This is a genomic window from Francisella sp. Scap27, from assembly GCF_013394105.1.
In the GTDB taxonomy this organism is placed as follows: Bacteria; Pseudomonadota; Gammaproteobacteria; order Francisellales; family Francisellaceae; genus Francisella; species Francisella adeliensis.
This window is the reverse complement of the sequence record NZ_CP041326.1, coordinates 1,759,201-1,784,735: the sequence shown is the minus strand read 5'-3', so window position 1 is coordinate 1,784,735 and position 25,535 is coordinate 1,759,201. Positions and strand designations below refer to the sequence as shown.

Here is a 25,535-nt window from a genome sequence, read left to right as displayed (position 1 = left end):
TTAAATATAAGATAATATAGTTTAGCTATTAAACGATACTTCATTACGCTTCTTTTTCACCAACTATTCCTAGTCGTAAAGTATTTAACTCAGAGATAGCATCACAACTACCAAATTCTTTACAACCTTTTGCTATAGATAACTTAGCATCATCGCACTTCTCATCATCTGTGCAATATGAGCTATCAGTAGCTGCATAAATCAAACTGCCTAAACCTCGGTAGAATTGATATTTACTGACTAAATTTTCATCTACCTTATCCTCATCAGTTTCATCTTTTACAGGCTTTTCTTCTTTATGTAAACTGACTTTATATTCATGTGGCCAGCTATTGAAATGATATGAAATTCCTATCTGCACTGTATTACCATCAGCAATTGTAGCTGGTTGATTTTTTGGCCACCATTTATACAGCTCTATCGTGACTTTTTTACGTGTGTCAGATACATCTTCCACACTATATTTAGCATCAAAGCCATCTACCCAGAGATTGTTAATTTTTTTAACAACAGGCTTACCTTTTTTATCAATTTTTGAATCTATATAAAGTATTATAGCATTATCATCAGCGACAGGTTCATCACTACCAGATCTTAAAAGTAGATTAGTATTTGATCCATTATTTTCATAGGCATCTTTATTATTTTGTACAACTTCAAAAGGATTTGCCTCGTCTTCATCAGATATAATCTCATAATCTTTCGAGCTTTTATCTTTTACATCAAATTCAAACGTTATATCTTTATCTTCTTCAGCTATATAAGGGTTATTCTCTGTCCATGTATCATAAACATTAAACTCAACCTTGAACACTCCTTTACTTACCTCTTCGATTTTGTAAGAAGTATAAGCTTTGTCAGTATATAGATTACTAACCCCTGTTACTGGACTAGAGCTATTATTTGATTTAATTTCAAAGCTAAGCTTATTATCAGCTAAAGATAAATCTGTATCTTTATCACACTTAAATGTAACTTCCCCAGTAAAATCAGCCTTTGACTTAACTAGTTTACAACTTGATGCATATAAGCTATTAAATGATAAGGTAAATAAAAATAGTGTAAGCACAGACTTTATTAGCATAGACAAAAACTTAGTGGCAAAATTATCATTTTTTCTTAAAATCATCATTTTTTACCATTCCCTTTAGACTTTCCATTATTTCCTTTACTATTACCATTTCCTTTATTATTACTATTTTCATTACTGTTGCTATTTTCGTCATCAACATCACCAGACGGATCAACTTGACCATTCGGTCCGCCGCCACCTTTCCCTGGATTAGATGAGTCTACGCCGTCAGCATTATTGCCGTGGCCATTATTTCCTTTACCGTTTGCGTTATTATTTTCTGTAGTATCTAAGTCGCTATCAGTACTATCATCATGATCATGGTCATCGAGATCATCAGCAGAGTCAACAGCTTCATCTCTACATGCTCCAAGATAATCACCATGTCCTAAGTGACCTTTTATCGCTGATTCTGGTAAAGTCATAGTTTTCTCAGCACTAGTGCCTGGTTTATGACAAATAGTTACTTTATCACTGCCTTCATCACTATGCCCATCTTGACTATCTGCAGGTTCTAACTTATTTAGTATCTTGTTATCAAAATCAACAACATATAAATGCTTATCAGTTGTTATAAATTTAACACCGTATTTAACAACTATACTTTCTATAGTTTCTTCTTCAAATTTTTCTATACGCTCTCCTGAAGCAGTATTTGACCCAAGAGTATAGTTGTATTGATAATAGCCGTTGTCATCATATGTTATGATGTAAAAATTTTCATTATCTTTTTTAACTACTATCGGCGTATTAGTTGTAGAACCTTTCAAAATAGTAGGTTCTACTTTATCAACTTTTTCACCCTCTGAAAGAGCACTTATATCGTAAAGCTTATCTCCCGCAAACATAAGGATATTACTTGGTGCAAAAGTCGCCGTAGGATCTAATATTGATAAGTGAAACTCATCTTTAGAGATTTGTCCCAAATCTTTAATCACACCCTTATTTGATGCCTTATAAACATTCTTTTTTTCATCATAGCTAATATCAAGAATTTTTACCTTAGCTTCATTTTTTTTAGACTGCTCGCCAGTAGCAACAACCAATCTTGGGTCATTTTGATCCTCATTAAAATACCACTTAGCTGATACAATATCCTTCAAATGCTTGTCGTTTTTAACAGTATTTACATTTAATAAATCCAATGTGGCTTTTGATAAATTTTCTGAATTTAAATTTTCCAAACCTGTTGATGAAATGTAAAGATGATCTTTATCATAAAGAGCTAATAATACCTGCCACTTACCATCTACTAGATTCCACCCAACAGATACCTCATAATCAGAAGATAAACCTAGTTTTTCAACATTTATCGATTGAGAAGTATCACCTATAACAAGCGAAAGCTTACCTTCCTCTTTTTCAAGATAGCCTATATTTCCTTCTCTAGACCCTAAAATTTTACCATCAGCGAGCATTAACTGTTGCTGTGACTCAGTCAAACCAGATGTTTTTATGTAAGGAATATTTAGCTCGACGATATTATCATCATAAGATATTTTTGTATTGGAAAGCGGTAATTTATTAATAGAAATTTGTTCTTCCTTATAGACTTTATCATCCTTAATAACTCTATGATTTACTATAAAGTTTATAACATGCGGCTGAGCATTATATAAAGATGCATCTGAATTAGTCTTATAAAGTGATGGTTCACTAGACACAAGAACGTTATGAAAAACATAACCATCAACCTCATGTATACCTATTGTATAGTCAGAGTCTGGTAAATTATCTATTTCATCACCAATACCATCAATATTATCTTGATTTAAACTTTCAAGGTTTTCATAATTTAATGATACTCTTATGCTTTCAAGATCCATCTTAAAATTATAAGCCATTGCTGACATAAAAACTAAAATAACAAAAGATAATATAATCACCATAGGTAATGCAGAACCTTTTATCTTATGACTTGTTAACCTCATGTGATTGCCTTATAGAAATATAGTTTTTTTATAGCTCTTACCGTTTAAAGTAAACTCAACTTGTAGCGCTTTTGTATCTGATCTATCAAAATTCTGATCTGAAGTAATAGAGTTCCATGTAACACTACTACCAGAAACATTAGCAGATTTAACTTTTAAATCTTTGATACCTTCAACAAGCTCTTCATTCTTTGTATTTTGACCATCTTGTATATGCATATATAAAGCATATATAGCCTGACCATTTTCATCTACTTCCCCAGTATTTGCGGTATAAAAAGTTTCAATTTGATATTTACCTGCATAATCACCTGCATTATAACTATTTGATGGGTCTTGCACTAATTTAACAATATTGCTTGATGAATTCTCAGATTCAACCTTTACTAAATCAACACTATCATCACTACATAAGGCCAGATAATCTCCATCACTAAGATCATCACTAGACTCTAATTCAACATTTAAGTTATTTACTTTATTTGCTAACTTTGAAGAACCTGTCTCTGTTTTAACCATTATGTAATTAGTATTTGGCTCATATGTAATCCCAGGATTATCAAGTTTCCCTGCCAAAGATGATACGTTTCCTACTTGAATATTAGAACTATCAAGTAAGAAGCTATTAGCAGCAATAGTATCTGATGTACTATTATGAAAACTAGCTAAACTAGTACCATAACTACATGATATACCTGCTGTTCTAACCGATTTATATAGAATTCTTTTCACATTTAGCTGATCTACATTAGCTTTGACAGATGTGCTTACTGCCACATAGTTCTTCTTAGCAGAAGCAAACACTGTTACACTCATCCCGATCACAAGCAATGAAATAGTAGATGCCACTAAAAGCTCTACTAAACTTAAACCTGATATTTTATTATTTGATTTTAATGAAAATCTCACTCTTAACCCAACCTTTTCACACATCAAACTTCATTAAGCATCACTACCTAATGAGGTTTAGATAATTAGTAAAAGCAACATTGGCCACTATAACGCTAGCGACAATTGAATTAAAGATATAATCTTTAAAAATTACAATACTACCCTCTTATAACATAGATAAGACATAGTCTTCTACTTACAAGCTCTCTATGTTTTCTTAAAGACCGTTCGAAGTAGAAAAATATTATATTTTTTAAACGCACCACAACGAAGTGACACTAGAACTTTTATTTATGAGGTGTTAAACCTTAATTATTAATACAGTCTTTACACGCATGATTGTAACACAAATAATTTATATCGCAAATTTAGTGAAAATAAAGTTAAAATATGATTTTAAATATTAGCTATTAAAAACAGCTTTATCTTTTGATACAGTAATTCCATCACCAGTAACTGTAAACTTAACAATAGCTGGATCATCTGTAGCCTCTTGAGAAAACATCATCGAACCTGACGATGTATCATTAAAACTTCCCGTTAAAACATAATCATCAATTCTCTGATCTAGGTCACTCGTCATATCAACCTGCTTATTTAAAGTGCTCGATGATAAAATTGTGCTATTGAAAACTAAAAAAAAAGCAAATAACAAAAACATTAATATAGCTATAGATACCATTGATTCTACTAAAGTAATACCTTGCTGCCTCAATGCTCTTTTTGAAAGATTTTTTTTTATTTTGCTCATTTACTCTACAAGTAAGATTTATTTAATTTAATGACTCAATATTAGCATAGAGCATATAAAACACCTATACTATAAAAATTATACTATGGCTAATAATCAACTTCAGCACGAACTAACTCTCTACACAACGTATGTGAAACCGATCATTTATAGGCCCATTAACTAATATATACTTTATACTAAGTGGACAATCCTTTTGAAGCTTAATACCTGAAGTAGAGTTTGCTGTCACATGAATCATTGATGAAGTTTTTTCTCCAACTATATCGGTAGTAATTCTTATAGTATCTTCATATCCACCTGATACTTTAAGCTGAACACTAGAGAAAGATCTTGTACTATTAATTCCTACAATGCATGCCTTAGTAGCATCATGACATTTGATACCTCCTATATTAGTCTGCTCACTTCGATCTCCAGGGTCTATATGTTCTCCTAGAATCGACTCATATACTTCATAATACGATAGACAATCATCTTTAAGAGCTTTTAATTCTTTAGATTTGCTAATTGTAAGTTTATCATTTTGAGCCATCATAGAATATCCATAACAGCTAGCAACAACAGATACTATTAAGATTAGTTTTCTAAGCATATTTTGCCAGATAAATTATACTTAACTTCATAGCAACTTAAGCTAGAAGATTATTCAAGATTAATTGTTATGCCTTTCTCTAAGCTCATAAATAACCTATCAAAGCCTAATGCCACACCCGAGCATTCTGGAATATCATCTAAACAGTCGACTAAACCATAGTCTATCTCTGGCAGATATTTGCCTTGCTCTTTACGAATATTTAAATCTGCTTCAAACCGCTTTAATTGCTCAACCTTATCTATAAGTTCATAGTAGCCATTTGCTAGCTCTACTCCACTTATAAATACTTCAAATCTTGCAGCAACTAGTTGCCCATCTTTATTTGAGATTTTCTTAGCTAAAGCTGATTGGTGTACAGTATAGTCATATATAAAATAAGCTGTATTATCTGCATTTAAATTTTTTTCAATTTTATAACTAAACAGTATATCTAGACAATCTGCAACTGATGGGTTTTCTAAACCTTGTATATCACCCAAAACCTCAAAAACATAGTCCTTTAGCTCAGTTAAACTAGCAGTATGAGGATTAAAGCCACAATATACCTCAAAAACCTCTTGATAACTCAAGTATTTAAACTTTAAGTTCGGTTTGAGAATAGCGAACAATTGCTCCATCTCTTGCATAAGCTCAAAATAATCGATGTCAACCCTGTACCACTCTATCATTGTAAACTCATGATTATGCAGTCGGCCACATGGTTCATCACGAAAAGCTTTGCATATTTGATAGATACTTCCACTACCCTCAGCAAGTAGTTTTTTCATTGCATATTCTGGTGAGCTTTGTAGATACCTCTTACCCGAAACAGTATCTATTGAAAAAACATCGATAAATGGGTCTGTAACGCCATACTCATAAGCTAAAGGAGTATCTACTTCTAGTACATTTAAATCCCTGAAATACTGACGGATTTTCTCAAGATATTCTGCTCGTTTTTTTATATTTACTAAATTCATTAACCAGCTAACCTAACAGTATTTATATTAGCTATGTCAAACTCTTGTTGCTGAACTAAACCATTTATATCCACTAATAACTTCAAATCCTTAGAAATACCTCTAGCAATACCAACTACTCTTTCTGATGAATAATTAAAAGAGATTTTTTGATTTAATAGATAATCATAATTACCAAATTTCTCTAAAGCTAACCCTTGATTTAAATCTATATTTCTAACAATATAACTAAATACATTCACTAATGCTTTTGCATAATCTACAGGCTTTTCATTTATAATAGCTAACGAAGTCCACTCTCTATTTATGCTCTCACCTAAGGCTGTCATATTTACATTAACTCCAACACCTATCACAACATCAAAACTATCTTTTTTGATATTTTTTGTTTCAATAAGTATTCCAGCAAGTTTTTTGCCATTGTAGTAAATATCATTAGGTAGTTTTATCTTGAGGTTTTGTTGTAGCTCAACTGGTATGAGCTTCTTAAGTCCCTCTGCAACACCTAGCGCTATCTTTAAACTTGCTAATGCTGTTTGATTAGCACTAAAATCACATCGAAAACCGATCGTTGCATAAATATTTTCATGGCTTGAGGCCAACCATTTATTACCACGGCGTCCTCGAGCTTTTGTTTGCTCACCTGCATAACATAAATGGTATTTATGCGTAAAAACTTTATCTAAAAGATAATCATTTGTTGAACCAATACTTTCAAAATACTCAAGCTCAATGTCTTTAAGAAATTTAGTCAATTCTGTTTTGATAAAATTATGATTTTTCATTTTTTTCTATAGCCCTTATGTTCAAGCCCAAATTAACTTGTCCAAGAAACTCTTCTTTTTGAAGCTGATAACACGCTTTGATATTATCACCAATACTTATCTCCGCAACAATCGGGTTATCCGTAGCATTAAACCATATAGATTTAACAGACGTATTACCAACTCGTAAAACCATTTGAGCATGGATTTTATCTTTACCTACAAGTCGAAAGCTTTCTACTGTAAAATCATTACAAAATACTGGTTTATCAAACTCTCTACCAAATGGTTCTAGTGATTCTATTTTAGAAAATGTTGCTAAGTTAAACTCGTTTTCTTCAAGCTCAAAATCATACTCTACAAATGGTTCTAGCTTTAAATTTTGCTTTGTTATTTCTTCTAGTATACAACTCTCAAAACACTCATAAAATTTCTTAAAATCAGATTTTTTGATGGTTAAGCCTGCAGCACCTTTATGGCCACCGTATTTGATTATAAGATCAGGTGATCGCTTAGCAACCTCATCTAAAATACTCTTAATATGAATATCATCTGTACTACGAGCTGACCCTGCTACTAATGAGCTATCTGTTTGAGTTTCAGAAAATATAATTATTGGCTTACCGAAGGTATCTTTTAGCCTACTTGCAGAGATGCCATGTATTCCAGCGTGACCATTTTCAAGCAGTATACATAGCGAGCTTTTGGTTTTATCAAGCACTCTAGCTTGTTTCATTGCATCTGTAGTTATTTGCTTTTGTATCTCTTTACGATTTGTATTTTGCTCTTTCAAGTTTTCAAAAATATCCGCAGCTTTTAGTTCATCTTGTTCTAGTAAAAAACTCACCGAACCTAAGGCATCAGCTACTCTACCATCACTGTTTAAGATTGGTGCTATACTAAATCCAACATATTCAGAAGACAATTTTTCTTTCTCAAAAAAGTCCCAACAAACACGATCACTTTTTGCTAATTGCTTTAACCCAAGCTTAGTCACAATCCGATTATTATGACTATTTGCCATACTTACACAGTCTGCAACTGTACCAATAGCAACTAAATCAAAAAGATTACTCAAAGCAAAGCTCGTTGAAATTGGCATATTTTCTTGAATAAATTTTCTGCGTAAAGCCGCCATAAAAAGCCAAGCAACCATACACCCTGCTATAGCTTTATCAGGATAGTTACAATCTGCTTGTGTTGGGTTAAGTACCGCAACTGCACTTTTTGGTGATCCTTCTGGTGGTATACCATGATGATCTGTAACTATAGTATCTATACCATTTTGCTTGAGGGTAGATATTCTTGGCTCATCTGTTGAACCATTATCTGCTGTTATGACTAAAGTTGGACGAATTTCATCAGTCAAAATTCTCGTCATCAACGCTTGTGAAAGCCCATACCCCTCTTTCATTCTATGCCCAATATATGAGCGAATTTTTTCTTTAGGGTGATTGAATATTTTAGTTAAAGCCTCGTAAAATATTGCATGAGACGTTTGTCCATCACAATCATGATCAGTCTCTAAGCCAATCACCTCACCATTCTGTAACGCAGTAAAAAGTCTGTTTGTAGCCTTTTCAATATCTTTAAATAAAAAAGGTGATGATAAATCTTTAATCTCACCATTTAAAACCAAATCTAAATCGGCATAATCAGTTACTCGTGCAGCTATTATTTTAGCTAAAAAAGGATCTTTATTCTGAGCTGTAAGCTTTTGATAAATAGTCTGATTAATTAATCTTTGTATAATCATACAACTATATTAGCACCTTCTCTTCTGCCTTTGAGATGATTACGAAACATATTTACCCCAGACATAAATAAAAGCCCTAATGGAATAGCAAAAAATATTCCCCATAACCCCCACATTCCACCAAATATCAGGATAGCAGATACCACACCTACAGGGTGCATATTTAAAACCTCTGAAAATAATAATGGTACAAGTAAATTACCATCTAATGCTTGTATAATGAAAAATACTGCCAACATTGAAACAAAAGTACCGTTCAAACCAAACTGAAGTATCCCAACCATTACAACAGGTATTGTAATCAAAGCCATTCCAACATAAGGAATTATAACTGAAAGACCTACACCAAATGCCAGCAGTATTGCATAGTTTAGATTAAAGTAGGCAAATCCTGCATACGTGGCAATTGAAACAATAACAAACTCTATTGCTTTGCCTCTTACATAGTCTGCAAGTTTAGGTTTTAAATCATTCCAAACATAGTACATCGCAGCATTTTGTTTTGGTAAAAAGCTTTTAAACCATTTGATTATGATCTCTTTATCCTTCAAGAAGTAATAAATCATCAGTGGTACTAAAAATAAATAAATTAGTATGGAAAATAATATAGGCAAAGTTGTTGCTGTATTTTGTAGTAAATATGTGCCTACATTAGAACTAATCTTCTGCCAATCTACTGTATTAAACCAACTAACTATAGAGTTTATTCTCTCATCAGTAAGTAACTTTGGATACTTAACAGATAACTCTTCTAAGCTTGCTTTTAAACTAGAAAGTGTATGTGATGCTTGTTTTACAAAATCTATAGTTTGGCTAATAATTATTGGAAAAAGAACAAATATTACTGACAATAAAATCAGCAAAAATATTATATATACAAAATATACTAAAAATATCCTTTTTATTTTTGTAACTTTGTGCAAAATACTCACAAATGTATCAAGTAAATAAGCAATAACTAATGCTGCTAAAATCGGTGCTATATAATTACCTAAAAACTTTAAGATAAGGTAAAAACACAACATCATCACAACAAAGATGATAGGCTCATTATTAAGATACTTTTTTTGGTACCAACCTTTAAAAACGCGTAAAATCATTTAAACTATATAATTAACTGTAAAAGTGAGGTTATTTTAGCAGTTTTTGAAAATAATTGAATTACTGATTAATTTCTTTTGAGGCTCACTATTACTGGTACTATTAAAGCTACTGCTATTCCAGCTACTAAAAGCAAATCAAACTCTAATGCCGACATATCTTGATCACCAAGAGGAATAAAACCTACAACAATCGCTATTACGCAACCAATACAACCTAATACTGCCATTACAGTCGTACCAAATAAGCCTTTATAAATTTCATATTGACCCTCTTGACGTGGATAACTGATTTTCAGCTTTATAGCAGTAACAAACATCAAGATATATGCTATAACAGCAAGCTGAGCAGTAAGATCACTAAGATACCAATACGCCTCATTTACTGATGGCATAAATATATAAGAAAAACAAAATACCGTAAAGACTATAGCCTGTGTAATCAACATCGTATCGGGTGCATCATTTTTATTGGTACTACCAAACATTTTAGGCAAAATATTATCATTACTTACCACCATAAATGCACGAGATAATCCCATAATCCATGTAGCAGTAGTTGTAAATGCTCCAAATATAAGCGTAATAGCAATAAGATAAGTCATCCATTCCATATGAATCTGGCTAAAGAAATAGTTAAAAGAAACCATAAGACCTGTAACTATATCAACATCCCCTACATCAAGCTGACTACTTACTATAATGACAGCAATATTTGACAGTATCAATGAACCTAAAATAACACTACCTGATATTAGTAAAGCTCTTGGGTAATTCTTCTTAGCATTTTTAACATTTGCAGCATGAATAGCACTCATTTCTAAACCAAACAAACTAAACATCGCAGTTATAAACAACGCCCAACTACTCATATTATCACCAGATGGAATAAAGCTTTTAACCGTTGGCAAAACTATATCTTGAGAATGAGAAAAAGACCAAACTATAGCAATTATTATGATTACTATCATTGGTAAAAGTGTCCCAATAATAGCTCCTAGCGTACTTACTGTACTAGATGTTTTCACACCAAATAGATTGATAGCAGTAGCACCCCAAAACATCACCAGACTCATAGAGATCATATACCACGGATTTGCAACTAAATCATTGGCACTATCACCGACTAGTGGTCCCATGACATAAGCTATAACTCCTGCAAAAAACCCACATATTGAGGGAAACCATACTAAGTTATAAACCCACTGAAGCCATATTACAAGAAAGCCCATTTTTTTACCAAAGGCTTTTTTGACCCATATATAAATACCACCCGTCTCATTTGCTGAACCTGTAGACATTTCCGCTGTTAGTAAAGCACAAGGGATTAAAAACACCAAGCCCGCTAATATATAAAAAGTTATCACAATCCAACCAGCTTGAGCCGTAATTGAGATATTTCTAAGACTATCAACAGCGATAATATTTATCATAATAAGTCTTACTAAACCAAACTTTTTACTAGAGATTATTTGTTCCATAAGGATGAGATTTTGTTTCTACGATTCGCCCGCCTAGTATATACTTTTAACTAAATGATGACAACCGTACAAAGTAAATGAAACTACGAACAATTCTTATTAGTTTATTACCATTTTTAGCAGGTGAAGTTTATGCAAAAAATAGTTCTTATATTTGCAATAACGAGATTCTAAAAACCCCTTTGACTTCTAGTGAATATAAATCTGCCGTGAATTTTACTAACTGGGCTGATTACATCTCTCCTGACATTATGCCTTGCTTTAAAAAACTAACTGATACTCGTATTAAATACATATATACATCCGATGACAATATGACTAGAGCAAAAATTATGACAGGTTCATCAGGGTTTGACTTAGTTGAACAAGGTGCACTTTATCTTAATAGTGAAATTGCATCTAAAGCTCTAGTTGAATTAGATAAATCAAAACTTCCAAACCTCAAGTATGCTAACAAAACTATATATGACAAAGTTTCTCAAATTAATGATCCGGGTAACAAATATGCCGTAGTATATACTTACGGTACAACTGGGTTAGCTTACAACAAACAAGAAATTGAGAAAAAACTTGGCAAAGGGACTATCCCAAACAGCTGGGAATATGTATTTAATGAAAAGTATCTTAAAAAAATCTCAAGTTGCGGAGTATCTCTTCTAGATGAGCCTGAACAAATCTTTGGTAACTATTTCTTTTATCACGGTATTGATCCAAACACTGATAGTAAAGCCGAGTATGAAAAAGCTGCTTTAGATATCATCAAACATATTCGCCCTCACATAAAGTATTTTGATAGTAACAAATACCAAAATGACTTTACTGCTGGTAACTTATGCCTTGTAATGGGCTACTCTGGTGATGTAGTAAGATCTGTTGAGCGAGCTAAATTAATTAATCCTGACGTAACGCTAGCTTATGTAACCCCTAAAGAAGGAACAAATATTTGGTTTGATATGCTTATGATTCCAAAAGGTGCCAAAGATGTTGATAGTGCCTATGAGCTTATGAACTATATCATAGACCCTTATGTAGCTGCTAAAAATAGCAATTACATATATCAGCCAAATGCTATGACTGGTAATGAAAAATATCTTGATAAGATTTTTGACGATACAAACATCAGACCTACAGATGAGCAAATTGAGAAAATGTATGTGCTAAATATTCATGATGCTAAAATGCAAAGTTTTATCAGTAGAATGTGGATGAATGTAAAATACGGTGTAGAATTTGAACCTAAATTTTATAAGACTAGTTGATATCTTAGAGGACAAATCAATAAAACATAATATCCTTAACTTATGACTCAAATCCTTAAATCCCAAATTTTATTATTTCACTTAAATCTCTCCCTTGATTAACAAATAATTTTTTCTTTGATATAGTCAATAAACTAACAAATCTTAAATGATAAAAATCAATGCCTGATTTTCGGTGATGTATTTTTTTTTAATGGATATAATTGCTTTCAAAAAAACAATCTTGGCTCTAAATGTGATTTCAAAAAATAATAAAAAAATATACTATCAGGCTCTGTTAGATAAGAACTCTGAGTTTGAAGGAACTTTTTTTGTTGGTGTAAAGACAACAGGAGTTTTTTGTCGACCGACCTGCCCTGCCAGAAAACCAAAATTTATCAACTGTGAGTTTTTTAAATCTGCTAAAGAAGCTATGCTAGCTTCTTATAGAGCATGTCAACGTTGTCAACCTCTTTCACACCCTAACCAAGTTTCACCAGCCATAAAAAAACTTGTAGAAGCCGTGGAAGCTGATCCTGAAAAGCGTTGGAAGGATAAAGACTTTGCTAAACTATCTATTGATGCATCAACAGCAAGACGCCAATTTAAAAAACGATTTGGTATGACTTTTGTAGAATATGCTAGAGCAAGAAGAATGGGGTTAGCCATGAAACATATTCGGAAAGGAAACTTAGTTATCGATGCTCAACTCTCCTCAGGCTATGAATCTGGAAGCGGCTTTCGTGATGCATTTTCAAAAATTATGGGGGCAGCTCCGACAAAATCCGATTGTCGCATATTGAATGCTACTTGGCTAGATACTGAACTTGGACCTATGGTTTCCATTACTGATAATCAGGGCTTGTATCTATTAGAATTTGTTGACCGTCGTGGCTTAGAGCTTGAGGTCGAGCGTCTTAGAAAAAGATTAAGTGCTGCTATTATCCCTGGAGAAACACATATTACCAAACAATTAAAAATTGAGCTTGAACAATACTTCCAAGGTGAAAATATAATTTTTAAAACGCCTATCAACTTAGTTGGTACTCCATTTCAAAAACAAGTATGGAAAACTCTTCAAGATATTCCAACCGGAGAAACGCTATCTTATGCAGATCTTGCAAAATGCATAAACAAACCTACTGCATGTAGAGCTGTTGCTCAAGCAAATGGTGCAAATCAAATATCAATTATAATTCCTTGCCATCGAGTTATAAACAGTAATGGTGACTTAGGTGGTTATGGCGGAGGCATCATACGAAAACAATGGCTCATCAATCATGAAAAAAATATTACGCTTAGTAAATAAGGACAATTATATGCAACAGTTGAAACAAGAAAAAATGAAAAAATTTATCACGGCAAAATATATAACATTATCAGAGCTTGCTAAAAAATGTAATGTCGATGAACTAGATATTTGTAAATTAGAAAGAGCTCAATGTATTCCGAGACCTTCTTACGAGGTACGCTCTACTGACATCTTTTCAAGTCCTGTTGCAGAAGACCATCTTGTTTCAACTAGAGTAGGCTATTATCATCCATCAATTATAAACTTGGCAAAAGAAGCTCTTGCTTTATCTGAGTTTCACGAGCTAACAGAAATAAATCAACAACTTAAAATAAATTTTCGCATTCAGTTAGAAAAAGAATTCAAAGGTATAAAAACTCCAGGTTGTCAAAATTTTGATCAAGCATGGGGCTATTGGGTAGATGGAACTTGGGGTATTTGCTTAAAAGAATTAACTGTTGAGTGTATTGCTAAGAAAGAACTATCAAGACTAACAATTACTAATTTGATGAAATATGAACCAGGTACTATCAGCGAAGGTAATAAAATGAAATTGATTGATGCTATAAACACATATCTATATAACTCTATGGACTTTCCAATATACGGTATACGCCATATATTACCACAAGAAGCTATTAAGAAATTTCAGCTGAAGATTGCTCTCAGTAAGAAGCATTTATTTTAATAATAGCTGCACTTGATATGTTTTTCATTCGAAAAAACTATAGCCTCACATTTTTCAGACACTTTTCTGCCTAGTCTCTGGCATACAATAAATTATTGGAACCATTATAACTGAGGAAACTATAAGCAGCCAAGCAGGTGCATTAAACCCTAGTGAGACAAATAGTAAAGTTGCTACAAAAGGAATTGTTCCTCCAAAAAAAGAATTACCAATATTGTAACTTAACGCATTTCCACTATAGCGATATTTAGCTCGAAATAGCTCTGGAGCTGCTGCACCATAAGATCCCCATATCAACATAAGAGGCAAACTAAGTAAAATCACTGCCAAAACTAGCATTGCCAAGCTACTACCCATAATCATAAATGCTGGATAAGATACTAATATATACAAAGCAATAGCAACTTTGATAAGAGCTTTACGTCCACATAAGTCACTTAACCATCCCCAAAATGGTGCTGAGAATGAAAACAATAAACTAAAAATAGTTATAATTGCCAAAGATGTAAATTCATCATAACCAATTTGTATAAAATGTGTTTCCAAATATGATAAAACAAGATAGTAAGCAATATTTCCATAAGCAGATATTGATATTGCAAAAAATAATGGTCTAAACTGTTTTTTCAACATCGATCTTACTGGCTTGCTTGATAACTCTCCTTGTTCTTCAAGATTTTCAAAGGAACTACTCTCTGGTATGCTAAGCCTCATGATTAAAGCTAAAACAGCTAGTACTAAGCCTATAAAATAACCTAATCTCCACCCCCAGCTTTCTAATGCTTGATTACCTAGTTTATAGGTTAAAAGCATTACTATTAAAGATGCTATAAAAACTCCTGTCCCCGAAGCCATCGTTGCGAAACTTGCTACAAACCCTCTACGATTTGGTTTAGCTGATTCAATCATCAAAACCATAACTCCTCCATAAGATCCTCCTATTGAAAAACCTTGCACTAATCTCATTAAGACTAAAATTATAGGAGCTAAAATGCCAATACTATTATATGTAGGTAAAATAGCTATCACAATCATTGGTATAATCATCAATGATATAGAAAGTACTAAAGCAACTTTCCTTCCGAATCTATCTCCAACACTCCCTATTACTAGACTTCCAACTGGTCCCATAAAAAAACCTGCAGCAAACACGCCAAAAGTCATCAAAATTGCACTAGATGGACTAGCAGACGGGAAAAAATTATGCGCAAATATAGTAGTAAGATAAGCAAATAACATAAAGTCATACCACTCAACCACAGTACTTGCAGATGCACAGAATATATGCTTTTTTGAGAAACTCATAAACTCTCTATAAGATAAAATTTTAAATCAAAACTATATGGTATCACAATCATAAAAAGTTATAATGACAAGATATAGCAATCAAATAACAAGCTCATGACAAAAAATATTCTTATAACTGGAGCTAATGGCAAGATAGGTGCAGCTATAGCTCTTCAAGCTGCTAATCAGGGTTACAATATTGGACTACATTACCACAAAAATTCAAATGAGATAGATACCTTAGTTAAGCAAATAAGCAATATTGGTGTAAAAGCTGAAGTATTTCAGGCAGATATATCAAATGAAAATGATGTTATAGAAATGTTTAAAGATTTTTATAGTAAATTTGATAGTATTTATGCTGTTATAAATAACGCTAGTACTATATTTCCAGCATCAAGGTTCGAGGGTATGTCTCATGACCGACTCTCTAGTATTTTCAATATTAATGTACTCGGTACTATGCTTTGCTGTAAGAACGCCATAAAATATATGTCGAAAAAACATGGCAATAATGGTGGTAAAATCATCAACATCTCTTCAGCTGCTTCAAGGCTTGGATCTGCTAATGAATATATTGATTATGCTTGTACAAAGGGTGCTATGGACACTCTCACAACAGGATTATCTCTTGAGCTTGCAGATGATGGAATTTTAGTAAACAGTATTCGACCAGGATTTATACATTCAGATATTCATAAATTATCTGGCGATCCTGATAGAATAGAAAAATTAAAAGATAAAATCCCTCTTAAAAGAGGTGGATTTCCAACAGAGGTGGCAAGTGGCGTTATTTGGCTACTGTCTGATGGTGCTAATTATTGCACAGGAACATTTATAGATATGGCAGGTGGAAAATAAAGTCAAACCTTAAATATCAATGACTACAAATAAAGTTTATAGATACACTAATCTAAAATTAAATATACTAATTACCCTGTTTTGAAATTGTGACCTAATAAGTTAAACTAAAAAATGATAAAATCATCCTAGCAATTTACAAATAAATAATCTTAATGAAACAACAATCAGTATTTATAACAGGATGCTCTCATGGGGGTATTGGTTATGAAACAGCTAAATACCTAAAAAACCTAGGGCATAAAGTTTTTGCCTCTGTAAGACAAAATAAAGATTTTGAAATGCTGAAAGAAGAGGGCTTTGATGTATATCTTGTTGATGTTACAAATTATCAGCAAATAGATGATGCTTTAGAAGATATTCTCAACAAAACCAATGGCAAGCTAGATGTTGTCTTTAATAACGCCGGCTTTGGTCAAGCTGGTGCTTTAGAAGATATTGATACGAAGTATCTAAAAGAGCAATTTGAAACTAATGTTTTTGGGCTTCATTACATAACGAATAAAGCTGTAAAAATTATGCGTAAACAAGGCTTTGGAAAAATTATTCAGCATAGCTCTGTTCTTGGACTTATTTCTATGAAATATCGTGGTGCTTATAACGCTAGTAAATATGCTATTGAGGGTATAGCAGATACTATGAGGCTTGAACTACAAGGCTCAAATATCTATATGAGTCTACTAAATACAGGACCTATAACCAGCAAGTTTAGAGAAAACTCTATAAAAACCATCAAAAATGTAAACTTTGAAAATTCTGCACATAAAAAAGACTATGAAAGAATATTAGCAAGACAAAATAAAAAAGTTCCATTTAATGAGGAAGCTATTTCTGTAGTTAAAGTTGTTGAAAAAATCATGAACTCTGACAAGCCTAAACCAAGATATTATATAACTAAAGCTACTTGGTTTATGGGTATATTCAAGAGAATACTACCTACAAGTATTCTTGATAATATTTTAAATAAATACTGATTACTTAAGTATTCGATACACCTATGAAAAAGTTGATAGTTACAATATTCTTTTTAATTATATTTATAGGAGTAGCTTTCTCTAAGAGAAGAGAAGAAATTGGTCGCGACTTTCAATCATGGAATAATATTACAGCTTTTGGTGGTTTTGATAAAGTTGACCCAAGACTTTCAAACTTTATATACGAGCTTACTTATCAAGAAAGATTTGGTGATGATGCAAGTAGACACTATCAGACACTACTAAGAGGTGGTATAGGATATAAACTAAATGAACGACATAGTTTATGGTTAGGGGCAGACTATATTAAAACTAGAGACCTTGTCCCTGAGCTTGTAAATACTAGTGGTATTTGGCAACAGTACTTATATAAAAATAAGTACAATGATCTAAAATATTTTTTTCGTGCTCGTCTTGAAGAATTAATCATATCTACTAGAAAATTCACAGTTTTACGAGGTAGATATATGCTTAGAGGGGCTTATCCTATATCTGAAAATCGTAAGACTGAAATCATAGCTTTTAATGAGTTTTTTAACAACTTCAATGGTGATGGCAATATAGAAAATGCCACCTTAATACAAAACCGTGCATTTGCTGGCTTAGGTTATAACTTCAATAAAACAGCTCATGTTGAAATTGGTTATATGAATCAGTATGTGCATAATTCAAATGGCTTTGATTTCACAAGTGATATTTTATTCTCTTCTTTAATTCTTAATTTTTAACTGAAGTCACAGACTTATAACACTCAAAATATATTTAGTCAGTAACTCTAGTTTTTAAGATCACATCTTCTACAGCATCCATCACTGCACCATAATTAGGCGTTTGATACTTTGCTGATGCAAATTTAGGTTTCGATAGTTGCTGACTCTGTAGCCTATTCGTTAGTAGAATTATCCCAAATTTATTATCTGGATCTATCACAGTATCCATTCCTGTGAAGCCTGTATGTCCGTAAGTATTTGAGCTAGCATACTCACCCATCATCCATGCCATAGTACCTTTAGAGCCAGCTCGACGCCAACCTGTAGCATAAGTATCATTATGAGCTTCCGGAGCTATATATTTATCCAAAGTAGCTTTATCAAAAAGTGTAACTCCATTATAACTACCGTTGTTTAGTAATAGCTTAACAAGCACTGTCAAATCTTTAGCACTACCAAATAGACCTGCATGTCCTGATACCCCACCCATACTATAAAATAGTTTTTCATCATGAGAATGCCCTTGTATAGGATTAACTCGCATGTTGTCATAAGGAGATTTTTTATTATCAGCATCTACAGACCAATTCCCAACAGCTGTTTGAGCTATGTTTTTAGGCTGTACCTTCATGCCTTCGGCATGATATTTTAAACTTATGCCCAAAGGTTTATAGATTTCACTCTCTACATATTCATTTTGTGGCATACCTACGATATTTTCAACAATAATACCAAGCAACATAAAGTCCGTATCACTATAAACATTCTCTGTACCTGGTTTATACACACGCGGTGTGATTAGGTGCTTAGGATTATTACCACTATCGTTTCTGCCTGTAATAAAGTCTATAGTTGTCGCCCTATCTTGAGAATAAAAACCATTTTCTGCAACAGTTTTACCATTTGTCATAACAGCATTTTTATTATAAAAATTTACCTCAGGTGCAAAACCTGCTGTATGTTCAGCAACTTGCTTTACAGTTATATCTTTATATGGATAATCTTTTATATAAAAAGCAACGGGCTTGTTTATATCAAGTTTACTAATATATGAAAGATGCATCATTGCCATAACCGTTGAGTAAACTTTAGTCAAAGAAGCTAAATCAAAAATAGTATCTGTATTCATCAAGGTTCTATCTTTATCTGCCAAATAACAGTTCTTTGGTATGTTATAGTCAGCACTTGTTTCACAGTCTGGCTTAAACATTGCCTGATAGCCATATGCACTTTGTTTTACAATTTTGTCACCATCTATAACAAGTAAAACAGCTCCACCAAAGCCATTTGCTACATCATTATTAATAATTGCATCAGCTTTTGCAAAATTCATTTCTTTAGAAGAACTATAACCAAATGAAAAAATTAAAGGGATTACTATTATTGAAAATAGAGATATTTTTTTAAGCATTTATCATCTTCTGAATTTATAAAGTAAGTATCCTATCAATATAAATATAACCGGACCTAAAATCAACTCTAACTCATAAGTTAAAATATCGCTAGTTGCTGTTAAATCTGCAGGCGGCTGAAAGCTAAAAATAATGCCTAGCGTTGTTGATATAAACACTAAAACACCAAATATATACTTCAACTTAGTGTTGCTAAGTTTTATATATGAAACAACCAAATAAAGATATGGTATAAAATAAAGTACTGTAGCCATCAAAATCAAAGCTTGATACATAGTATCTACTGATGGTAAAAAGTTAGTCAACAATACAATAATACTTACTAATATCCCCATAAAAATTAGAGCATTTTTAGGTGAATCATGCTTGTTTGTCTTATGTAACCAAGCAGGTAAAATCCCCTTTGGAGTACATTTAAAAAACATAATCACAGGAGCTAAAAGCCATATACTAACAGCTGCAAACTCCGCAAAAGTAAGTAGAAAAGCCATAAGTTTAGGAAACCATACCCAACCAAACTCTTGCCCAATAATCTCAAAAGCAGTCATAAGTCCTGATGCACTACCGATACTATCTGGTGAAGCAACTAAGTTTAAAGCTACTGTTGCTAAGACATACAACCCTATCAATAACACTGACGCTACTATCAAACCATAAAATAAGTTTTTCTTAACATCTTTAACAGAGTTTGCAAAAGTTGGGATAATTTCAATTCCTGCCATCGCAAACATAATTATTGTTAAGGTAGAAAGGTTGTTTAAAATATTATCATGCGGTAAGAAATTTGATGCTGAAAAATCAGTCGCACTTTTTCCAGACATAAAATAAGCTGCAAAACCTAAAACTATAATAGCAATAGCTGGTATAAATGATCCTAGTATCCCACCGATATCAACCAAATACTTATTAGCTTTTAAGCCATAAAAACTTACAGCTGTAATCAGCCAAAAAGCTATTAAAACAACTACAGTAATATAGTAATGATTATCCACAAGATCAGGACGACCGATAAAGTAAGCAAAGTTTGTCGCTAAAAATATAAGCACCGCTGGATAGTAAAATATGGTGTTTATCCAATATAACCATGCAACCATAAAGCCAGATTTTTCACCCATTGCTCTAGTTGTCCAAGCGTACATTCCTCCTTCATCAGGATATTTTCTAGACAGTTGAACTGCTATAACGACTAAAGGTAGAAAAAATATCAATGCTCCTAGTATCCAAAAAAATACTGCTGAAGCACCAAGACAAGCTGCTACAGGTATCCATCTGATACCAAAGTTAGCTGTCACAGCCATAATTGTTACATCTTTAAAGCCTAAAACTTTATCATCATTTGTGGAAATTCCACCCATTATCGTATCCCTATAAAATAAACATAAAAATATTATAAGTAAATATTTAAAAAAAGATAGGTGAAAATATTCAAACAAATAATTATCATATATATTTAAAATAGATAACACAAAGTGTAAAAATGTCACAAGTAAAAGTGTTTGGACTAAGAGAGAATTTAAAAGAAACTAGAGAACAATTATCTGAGATAATTCATACAACAATAGTTGATATGTTATCCTTTCCTAAAAATAAAAAGTTTCATCGTTTTATCTCTTTTGATCAGGAGAATATGATATTCCCCGATGATAAAAGCCAGCAATATATAATTATTGAAATTATAATGATGAAAGGAAGAGAAACTAATACAAAGAAAAATCTAATAAAGTCACTATTTCAAAATATAAATAAAGAATTAAAGATCGCTCTTAGTGACATAGAAATTTGTATTATAGAGAGTGAACCTTCTAACTGGGGGTTTCGAGGAATTACAGGAGATGAAATAAAGCTAAATTATGAAGTTAATTTATAGAGTTGCTATAAACTAAAGATTAAATAGTTACAAACATATAGAATAATTAATCTTTAATAGATTAATGAGCTTTATAAATGGAATTGAAAAATATTGTACCATGGGGACGAAGTCTTGAAGAATATAGACAAATGTTTTTGCTCACAGAAGATGATCTAAGATCAAAGATCTTAGGCTGTGGTGACGGACCTTCAAGCTTCAATTATGAAGGAACTAATATGGGTGGAGATATTACTTCCATAGACCCAATCTATAAGTTTTCTAAAAAAAATATAAAACAACGAATTATTGAGACTTCAAAAGAAGTAATAGAGCAACTTAGTATAAATAAAGATAAATATGTATGGGGAAATATAGAGTCTGTAGAAGCTCTCTATGATCTTCGTACAAAGTCTATGGATAATTTTCTTAGAGATTATGAACAAGGTAAGTCTAAAGGTAGGTACATATATAATACGCTGCCAGACCTATCCCCCTTTACAGATAAATCTTTCAATATAGTCTTATGCTCTCACTTTCTATTCCTATATAGCAAACACCTAGATTTAGATTTTCACATAAAATCAATTTTAGAAATGTGTAGATTAGCAAAATCTGAAGTAAGAATATTTCCAATACTTGATTTAGAATCAAACAAATCCAAACACTTAGATAAAATATTGGAAGTATTAGACAAAAATAACTATAAGTATAATATTGAGAAAAGCCCTTACGAGTTTCAAAGAAATGCTAATCAGATGTTAAGAATTAGCACATAATATTTTTCAACTACATCATGCCTGGCATTCCGCCCATGCCGCCACCCATAGGAGGCATAGCAGGAGCGTCTTCTTTAATTTCACCAACCATAGCTTCTGTAGTAATCATAAGACCAGCAATAGATGCAGCATGTTGTAAAGCAGAACGAGTAACCTTAGTTGGATCTAATATACCCATTTCTACCATATCACCATAAGTATCATTAGCAGCATTATAACCATGACTGCCAGATTTAGCTTTTACTTCATTCACTACCACAGATGCTTCACCACCAGCATTTTGTACGATTTGTCTAAGTGGAGATTCAATCGCTTTTTTAAGTAATGCAATACCATGGTTTTGATCTTCATTATCACCAGTTAAGCCTTCTAAAGCTTTTTGAGCTCTTATAAGTGCTACACCACCACCAGCAACTATACCTTCTTCTACAGCAGCACGAGTTGCATGAAGTGCATCATCTACACGATCTTTTTTCTCTTTCATCTCAGCTTCTGTAATAGCACCAACCTTGATTACTGCTACACCACCAGAAAGCTTAGCTAACCTTTCTTGAAGTTTTTCACGGTCATAATCTGAAGATACTTCTTCAACATTTGCTTTTAGCTGCTTAACTCTATTTGCTATAGCATCTTTATCGCCAGCTCCATCAATGATAGTAGTATCATCTTTAGTTACCTGAACACGGTTTGCAGTACCTAAACTTTCCATACCAGCTTCTTCTAACTTCATACCTAGCTCTTCAGAGATAACAGTTGCACCTGTTAGGATTGCAATGTCTTCCATCATAGCTTTTCTTCTATCACCAAAACCTGGAGCTTTTACAGCACATACTTTTACTACGCCACGCATGTTGTTTACAACTAAAGTCGCTAGTGCTTCGCTCTCTACATCTTCAGCAATTACTAATAACGCTTTACCAGACTTAGATACACCTTCTAGTATAGAAAGTAAATCACGGATATTCGCGATCTTTTTATCTACTAATAAGATGTATGGGTTTTCTAAATCAGTAGTCATGTTTTCTTGGTTTGTAGCAAAGTACGGAGATAAATATCCACGATCAAACTGCATACCTTCAACAACATCAAGCTCATCTTCAAAGCCTTTTCCTTCTTCTACAGTGATTACACCCTCTTTACCAACTTTTGCCATTGCATCAGCGATAATTTTACCAACTCTAGCATCAGAGTTTGCAGAGATAGTACCAACCTGCTCGATAGATTTAGCATCAGAACAAGGCTTAGAAAGAACCTTTAGCTCTTCTACTAGCTTGATAGCGGCTTTATCGATACCACGCTTAAGATCCATGGGGTTCATACCTGCAGCAACTGCTTTTAAACCTTCCGTAAGAAGTGCTTGAGCAAGTACAGTAGCAGTAGTAGTACCGTCACCTGCTACATCAGCAGTTTTTGATGCTACTTCTTTTACGATTTGAGCACCCATGTTTTCAAACTTATCTTCAAGCTCGATTTCTTTAGCAACAGAAACACCATCTTTAGTGATAGTCGGAGCACCGAACGATTTATCTAAAACTACATTACGACCTTTAGGACCTAGAGTTACTTTTACTGCATTTGCTAGTGTATTTACACCATCAAGCATTTTTGCACGAGCTTCATCTGAAAATAAAACTTCTTTAGCTGCCATTGTTATTCTCCTTTAAATAAATATTCTAAAACTAATTAACCAATAATTCCCATAATGTCATTTTCTACCATCATTAGTAGAGTCTCATCACCAACCTTTACTTCAGAGCCTGCGAACTTACCAAAAAGTACTTTGTCACCTGCTTTTACATCCATAGGTTGTGTAGAACCATTGTCTAATTTTTTACCGTTACCAACTGCAACTATCTCACCTTGGCTTGGCTTTTCTTGAGCACTACCAGTTAAGATAATCCCACCAGCTGATTTAGTTTCTTCAGCACTACGGCGAACCAATACTCTATCTTGTAATGGACGAATATTCATAACAATCTTACTCCTTTGTTGATTTACTTTATTTTTTTAAATGATATTTTAATTTTTTTGCAGGTCAAAGCCGTATACCTAACTCTGCTTCCCTACAGTCATCTATATTGAGACTAAAAACTTGTTTTCAAGATTTTTTTTGAGATATTTATTTAAAAGGTTTAGTATATTGAACATATCAAATACTATATTTACAGATTATGAAAAAAACTGTAGGCGTATTATTCTTACTGATAATAATTAGCTTTGGCTATTCGATTGACTTAAAAAGCAAAGTTATCAATATAAATAAAAACATTGATATTCATTATTATCAAACTAGCTCTGATGAAGCTAAGCCAAACCTTATTATGCTTACTGGGCGTGGTACTACGACTAACTTTTGGCCAAAGGATTTTATAGATAAGCTATCTGAAAAATATAATCTATACATTCTTGACTATAGAAACATCAATACAAAAAATACCTCTAGTGCAAGCTATGCAATTAAAGATACGGCCACTGATGTAGATAAATTTGTTAAAAAACTCAATATTTCTAATCCATATCTACTAGGCTGGTCTATGGGCGGAGCTATAGCTATTGAAACAGTTTCTGATTATCCTAAAGACTTTTCTCACCTTATACTTCTATCTCCAGCTTTGCCTAAGACATCAACACAAAAAATCCCAAAACCTCCAAAGTTTAAAACAGATGATGATATTTATAATTATGTTTTTAGCATAAACTTATATAACTACTCAAAAGAAAACTTAGATGTTGAACGAAACAGATTTATAAATTCTGATATAAAGCAACTTTTTCCTTCTAATGATGTTTTAGCTAGACAAATAACTAGTGTTACTAAGTGGCGAGCTGATGATGATAATTTGAAAAAGTTCAAACAAATCAAAATTCCAATTGATATTTATATCTCTCTAGATGATAAAGTAGAGCGTGTTAATCAAATTAAAGCTACGATCACAGAAGTAAAAGATCAGAAAAGAATTAAGGTTAAGTACTTTAAAAACTCTGGTCATGCAATTGCCTGGGATCGGTCACAAAAACTTGCAGATAATATAAATAATCTATAGCATGCTCAAGCTCTTTTTTTCAAACATTAGCTAATGCTTTTAAAAACCTATTTTTTTCATGTAAAAAAATAAATAATATGTTAAGGTATATTTTATCATGAA

24 protein-coding genes are annotated in these 25,535 nt (G+C 32.6%); 9 read left to right on the top strand and 15 right to left on the bottom strand.

Going from position 1 to position 25,535, the window contains the following annotated elements:
* Window positions 1-43: 43 nt before the first annotated feature.
* The 10 genes from FLM55_RS08515 to FLM55_RS08470 form a co-directional block, all read right to left on the bottom strand.
* On the bottom strand, window positions 44-1,132 hold the full coding sequence (locus FLM55_RS08515) for a hypothetical protein (protein WP_178948874.1): 1,089 nt from the start codon (window positions 1,130-1,132) through the stop codon (window positions 44-46).
* Window positions 1,129-3,003 carry a hypothetical protein gene (locus FLM55_RS08510; protein WP_178948873.1) on the bottom strand — a complete coding sequence of 625 codons (1,875 nt, stop codon included), beginning with the start codon at window positions 3,001-3,003 and terminating at the stop codon, window positions 1,129-1,131. The genes FLM55_RS08515 and FLM55_RS08510 overlap by 4 nt, the downstream gene beginning before the upstream one ends.
* A 9-nt stretch (window positions 3,004-3,012) precedes the next feature.
* Complete coding sequence (locus tag FLM55_RS08505) at window positions 3,013-3,936, bottom strand: PilW family protein (protein ID WP_178948872.1); 924 nt, start codon at window positions 3,934-3,936, stop codon at window positions 3,013-3,015.
* Between the two features lie 361 nt (window positions 3,937-4,297).
* Entirely contained in the window at window positions 4,298-4,645 is a 348-nt protein-coding gene (locus FLM55_RS08500) for a prepilin-type N-terminal cleavage/methylation domain-containing protein (RefSeq protein WP_178948871.1), read from the bottom strand.
* Between the two features lie 112 nt (window positions 4,646-4,757).
* Entirely contained in the window at window positions 4,758-5,240 is a 483-nt protein-coding gene (locus FLM55_RS08495) for a hypothetical protein (protein ID WP_178948870.1), read from the bottom strand.
* 50 nt (window positions 5,241-5,290) lie between these two features.
* A complete protein-coding gene (epmA, locus tag FLM55_RS08490; RefSeq protein ID WP_178948869.1) occupies window positions 5,291-6,202 on the bottom strand; it encodes an EF-P lysine aminoacylase EpmA in 912 nt (303 codons plus the stop codon).
* A complete protein-coding gene (locus tag FLM55_RS08485; protein WP_178948868.1) occupies window positions 6,202-6,987 on the bottom strand; it encodes a biotin--[acetyl-CoA-carboxylase] ligase in 786 nt (261 codons plus the stop codon). The genes epmA and FLM55_RS08485 overlap by 1 nt, the downstream gene beginning before the upstream one ends.
* On the bottom strand, window positions 6,974-8,722 hold the full coding sequence (gene recJ / locus FLM55_RS08480; RefSeq protein ID WP_178948867.1) for a single-stranded-DNA-specific exonuclease RecJ: 1,749 nt from the start codon (window positions 8,720-8,722) through the stop codon (window positions 6,974-6,976). Before recJ ends, FLM55_RS08485 begins: the two co-directional genes overlap by 14 nt.
* Window positions 8,719-9,822, bottom strand: a complete 1,104-nt coding sequence (locus FLM55_RS08475) for an AI-2E family transporter (protein ID WP_178948866.1) — start codon at window positions 9,820-9,822, stop codon at window positions 8,719-8,721. Before FLM55_RS08475 ends, recJ begins: the two co-directional genes overlap by 4 nt.
* A gap of 68 nt (window positions 9,823-9,890) precedes the next feature.
* Entirely contained in the window at window positions 9,891-11,303 is a 1,413-nt protein-coding gene (locus FLM55_RS08470) for an APC family permease (protein ID WP_178948865.1), read from the bottom strand.
* A 77-nt stretch (window positions 11,304-11,380) separates the two neighbouring features.
* On the opposite strand from FLM55_RS08470, the gene FLM55_RS08465 reads away from it, so the two are divergent.
* From FLM55_RS08465 to FLM55_RS08455, 3 genes are all read left to right on the top strand, one after another.
* Window positions 11,381-12,562, top strand: coding sequence for a polyamine ABC transporter substrate-binding protein (locus FLM55_RS08465; protein WP_178948864.1), 1,182 nt, complete (start codon window positions 11,381-11,383; stop codon window positions 12,560-12,562).
* Between the two features lie 193 nt (window positions 12,563-12,755).
* Window positions 12,756-13,850: a bifunctional transcriptional activator/DNA repair enzyme AdaA gene (locus FLM55_RS08460; protein WP_178948863.1), complete on the top strand. Its 1,095-nt coding sequence runs from the start codon at window positions 12,756-12,758 to the stop codon at window positions 13,848-13,850.
* 10 nt (window positions 13,851-13,860) lie between these two features.
* Entirely contained in the window at window positions 13,861-14,520 is a 660-nt protein-coding gene (locus FLM55_RS08455; RefSeq protein ID WP_178948862.1) for a DUF6058 family natural product biosynthesis protein, read from the top strand.
* A 54-nt stretch (window positions 14,521-14,574) separates the two neighbouring features.
* Here FLM55_RS08455 and FLM55_RS08450 read toward each other — a convergent pair whose 3' ends face one another.
* Complete coding sequence (locus tag FLM55_RS08450) at window positions 14,575-15,825, bottom strand: MFS transporter (RefSeq protein WP_178948861.1); 1,251 nt, start codon at window positions 15,823-15,825, stop codon at window positions 14,575-14,577.
* A gap of 96 nt (window positions 15,826-15,921) precedes the next feature.
* On the opposite strand from FLM55_RS08450, the gene FLM55_RS08445 reads away from it, so the two are divergent.
* The 3 genes from FLM55_RS08445 (at window position 15,922) to FLM55_RS08435 (ending at window position 18,370) form a co-directional block, all read left to right on the top strand.
* Window positions 15,922-16,668, top strand: coding sequence for an SDR family oxidoreductase (locus FLM55_RS08445; protein ID WP_178948860.1), 747 nt, complete (start codon window positions 15,922-15,924; stop codon window positions 16,666-16,668).
* A 155-nt stretch (window positions 16,669-16,823) separates the two neighbouring features.
* Complete coding sequence (locus FLM55_RS08440) at window positions 16,824-17,642, top strand: SDR family NAD(P)-dependent oxidoreductase (protein ID WP_373193958.1); 819 nt, start codon at window positions 16,824-16,826, stop codon at window positions 17,640-17,642.
* A gap of 23 nt (window positions 17,643-17,665) precedes the next feature.
* Window positions 17,666-18,370 carry a DUF2490 domain-containing protein gene (locus tag FLM55_RS08435; RefSeq protein ID WP_178948859.1) on the top strand — a complete coding sequence of 235 codons (705 nt, stop codon included), beginning with the start codon at window positions 17,666-17,668 and terminating at the stop codon, window positions 18,368-18,370.
* Between the two features lie 34 nt (window positions 18,371-18,404).
* On the opposite strand, the gene FLM55_RS08430 is transcribed toward FLM55_RS08435, so the two are convergent.
* Both FLM55_RS08430 and FLM55_RS08425 read right to left on the bottom strand, forming a co-directional pair.
* Window positions 18,405-19,763 (bottom strand): serine hydrolase, encoded by a 1,359-nt coding sequence (locus FLM55_RS08430; protein WP_178948858.1) that lies wholly within the window; start codon window positions 19,761-19,763, stop codon window positions 18,405-18,407.
* Between the two features lie 3 nt (window positions 19,764-19,766).
* Complete coding sequence (locus tag FLM55_RS08425; protein WP_178948857.1) at window positions 19,767-21,119, bottom strand: APC family permease; 1,353 nt, start codon at window positions 21,117-21,119, stop codon at window positions 19,767-19,769.
* Window positions 21,120-21,241: 122 nt separating this feature from the next.
* Between FLM55_RS08425 and FLM55_RS08420 the strand changes: the two genes are divergently transcribed.
* Together FLM55_RS08420 and FLM55_RS08415 are read left to right on the top strand one after the other, a co-directional pair.
* Window positions 21,242-21,631 carry a tautomerase family protein gene (locus tag FLM55_RS08420; protein WP_178948856.1) on the top strand — a complete coding sequence of 130 codons (390 nt, stop codon included), beginning with the start codon at window positions 21,242-21,244 and terminating at the stop codon, window positions 21,629-21,631.
* A 77-nt stretch (window positions 21,632-21,708) separates the two neighbouring features.
* Window positions 21,709-22,389, top strand: a complete 681-nt coding sequence (locus FLM55_RS08415) for an SAM-dependent methyltransferase (RefSeq protein WP_178948855.1) — start codon at window positions 21,709-21,711, stop codon at window positions 22,387-22,389.
* A gap of 10 nt (window positions 22,390-22,399) precedes the next feature.
* On the opposite strand, the gene groL is transcribed toward FLM55_RS08415, so the two are convergent.
* Together groL and FLM55_RS08405 are read right to left on the bottom strand one after the other, a co-directional pair.
* Entirely contained in the window at window positions 22,400-24,037 is a 1,638-nt protein-coding gene (gene groL / locus FLM55_RS08410) for a chaperonin GroEL (RefSeq protein ID WP_178948854.1), read from the bottom strand.
* A gap of 35 nt (window positions 24,038-24,072) precedes the next feature.
* Window positions 24,073-24,360, bottom strand: a complete 288-nt coding sequence (locus FLM55_RS08405) for a co-chaperone GroES (RefSeq protein ID WP_178948853.1) — start codon at window positions 24,358-24,360, stop codon at window positions 24,073-24,075.
* Between the two features lie 200 nt (window positions 24,361-24,560).
* Between FLM55_RS08405 and FLM55_RS08400 the strand changes: the two genes are divergently transcribed.
* A complete protein-coding gene (locus FLM55_RS08400; protein WP_178948852.1) occupies window positions 24,561-25,433 on the top strand; it encodes an alpha/beta fold hydrolase in 873 nt (290 codons plus the stop codon).
* The last annotated feature ends 102 nt before the right edge of the window (window positions 25,434-25,535 follow it).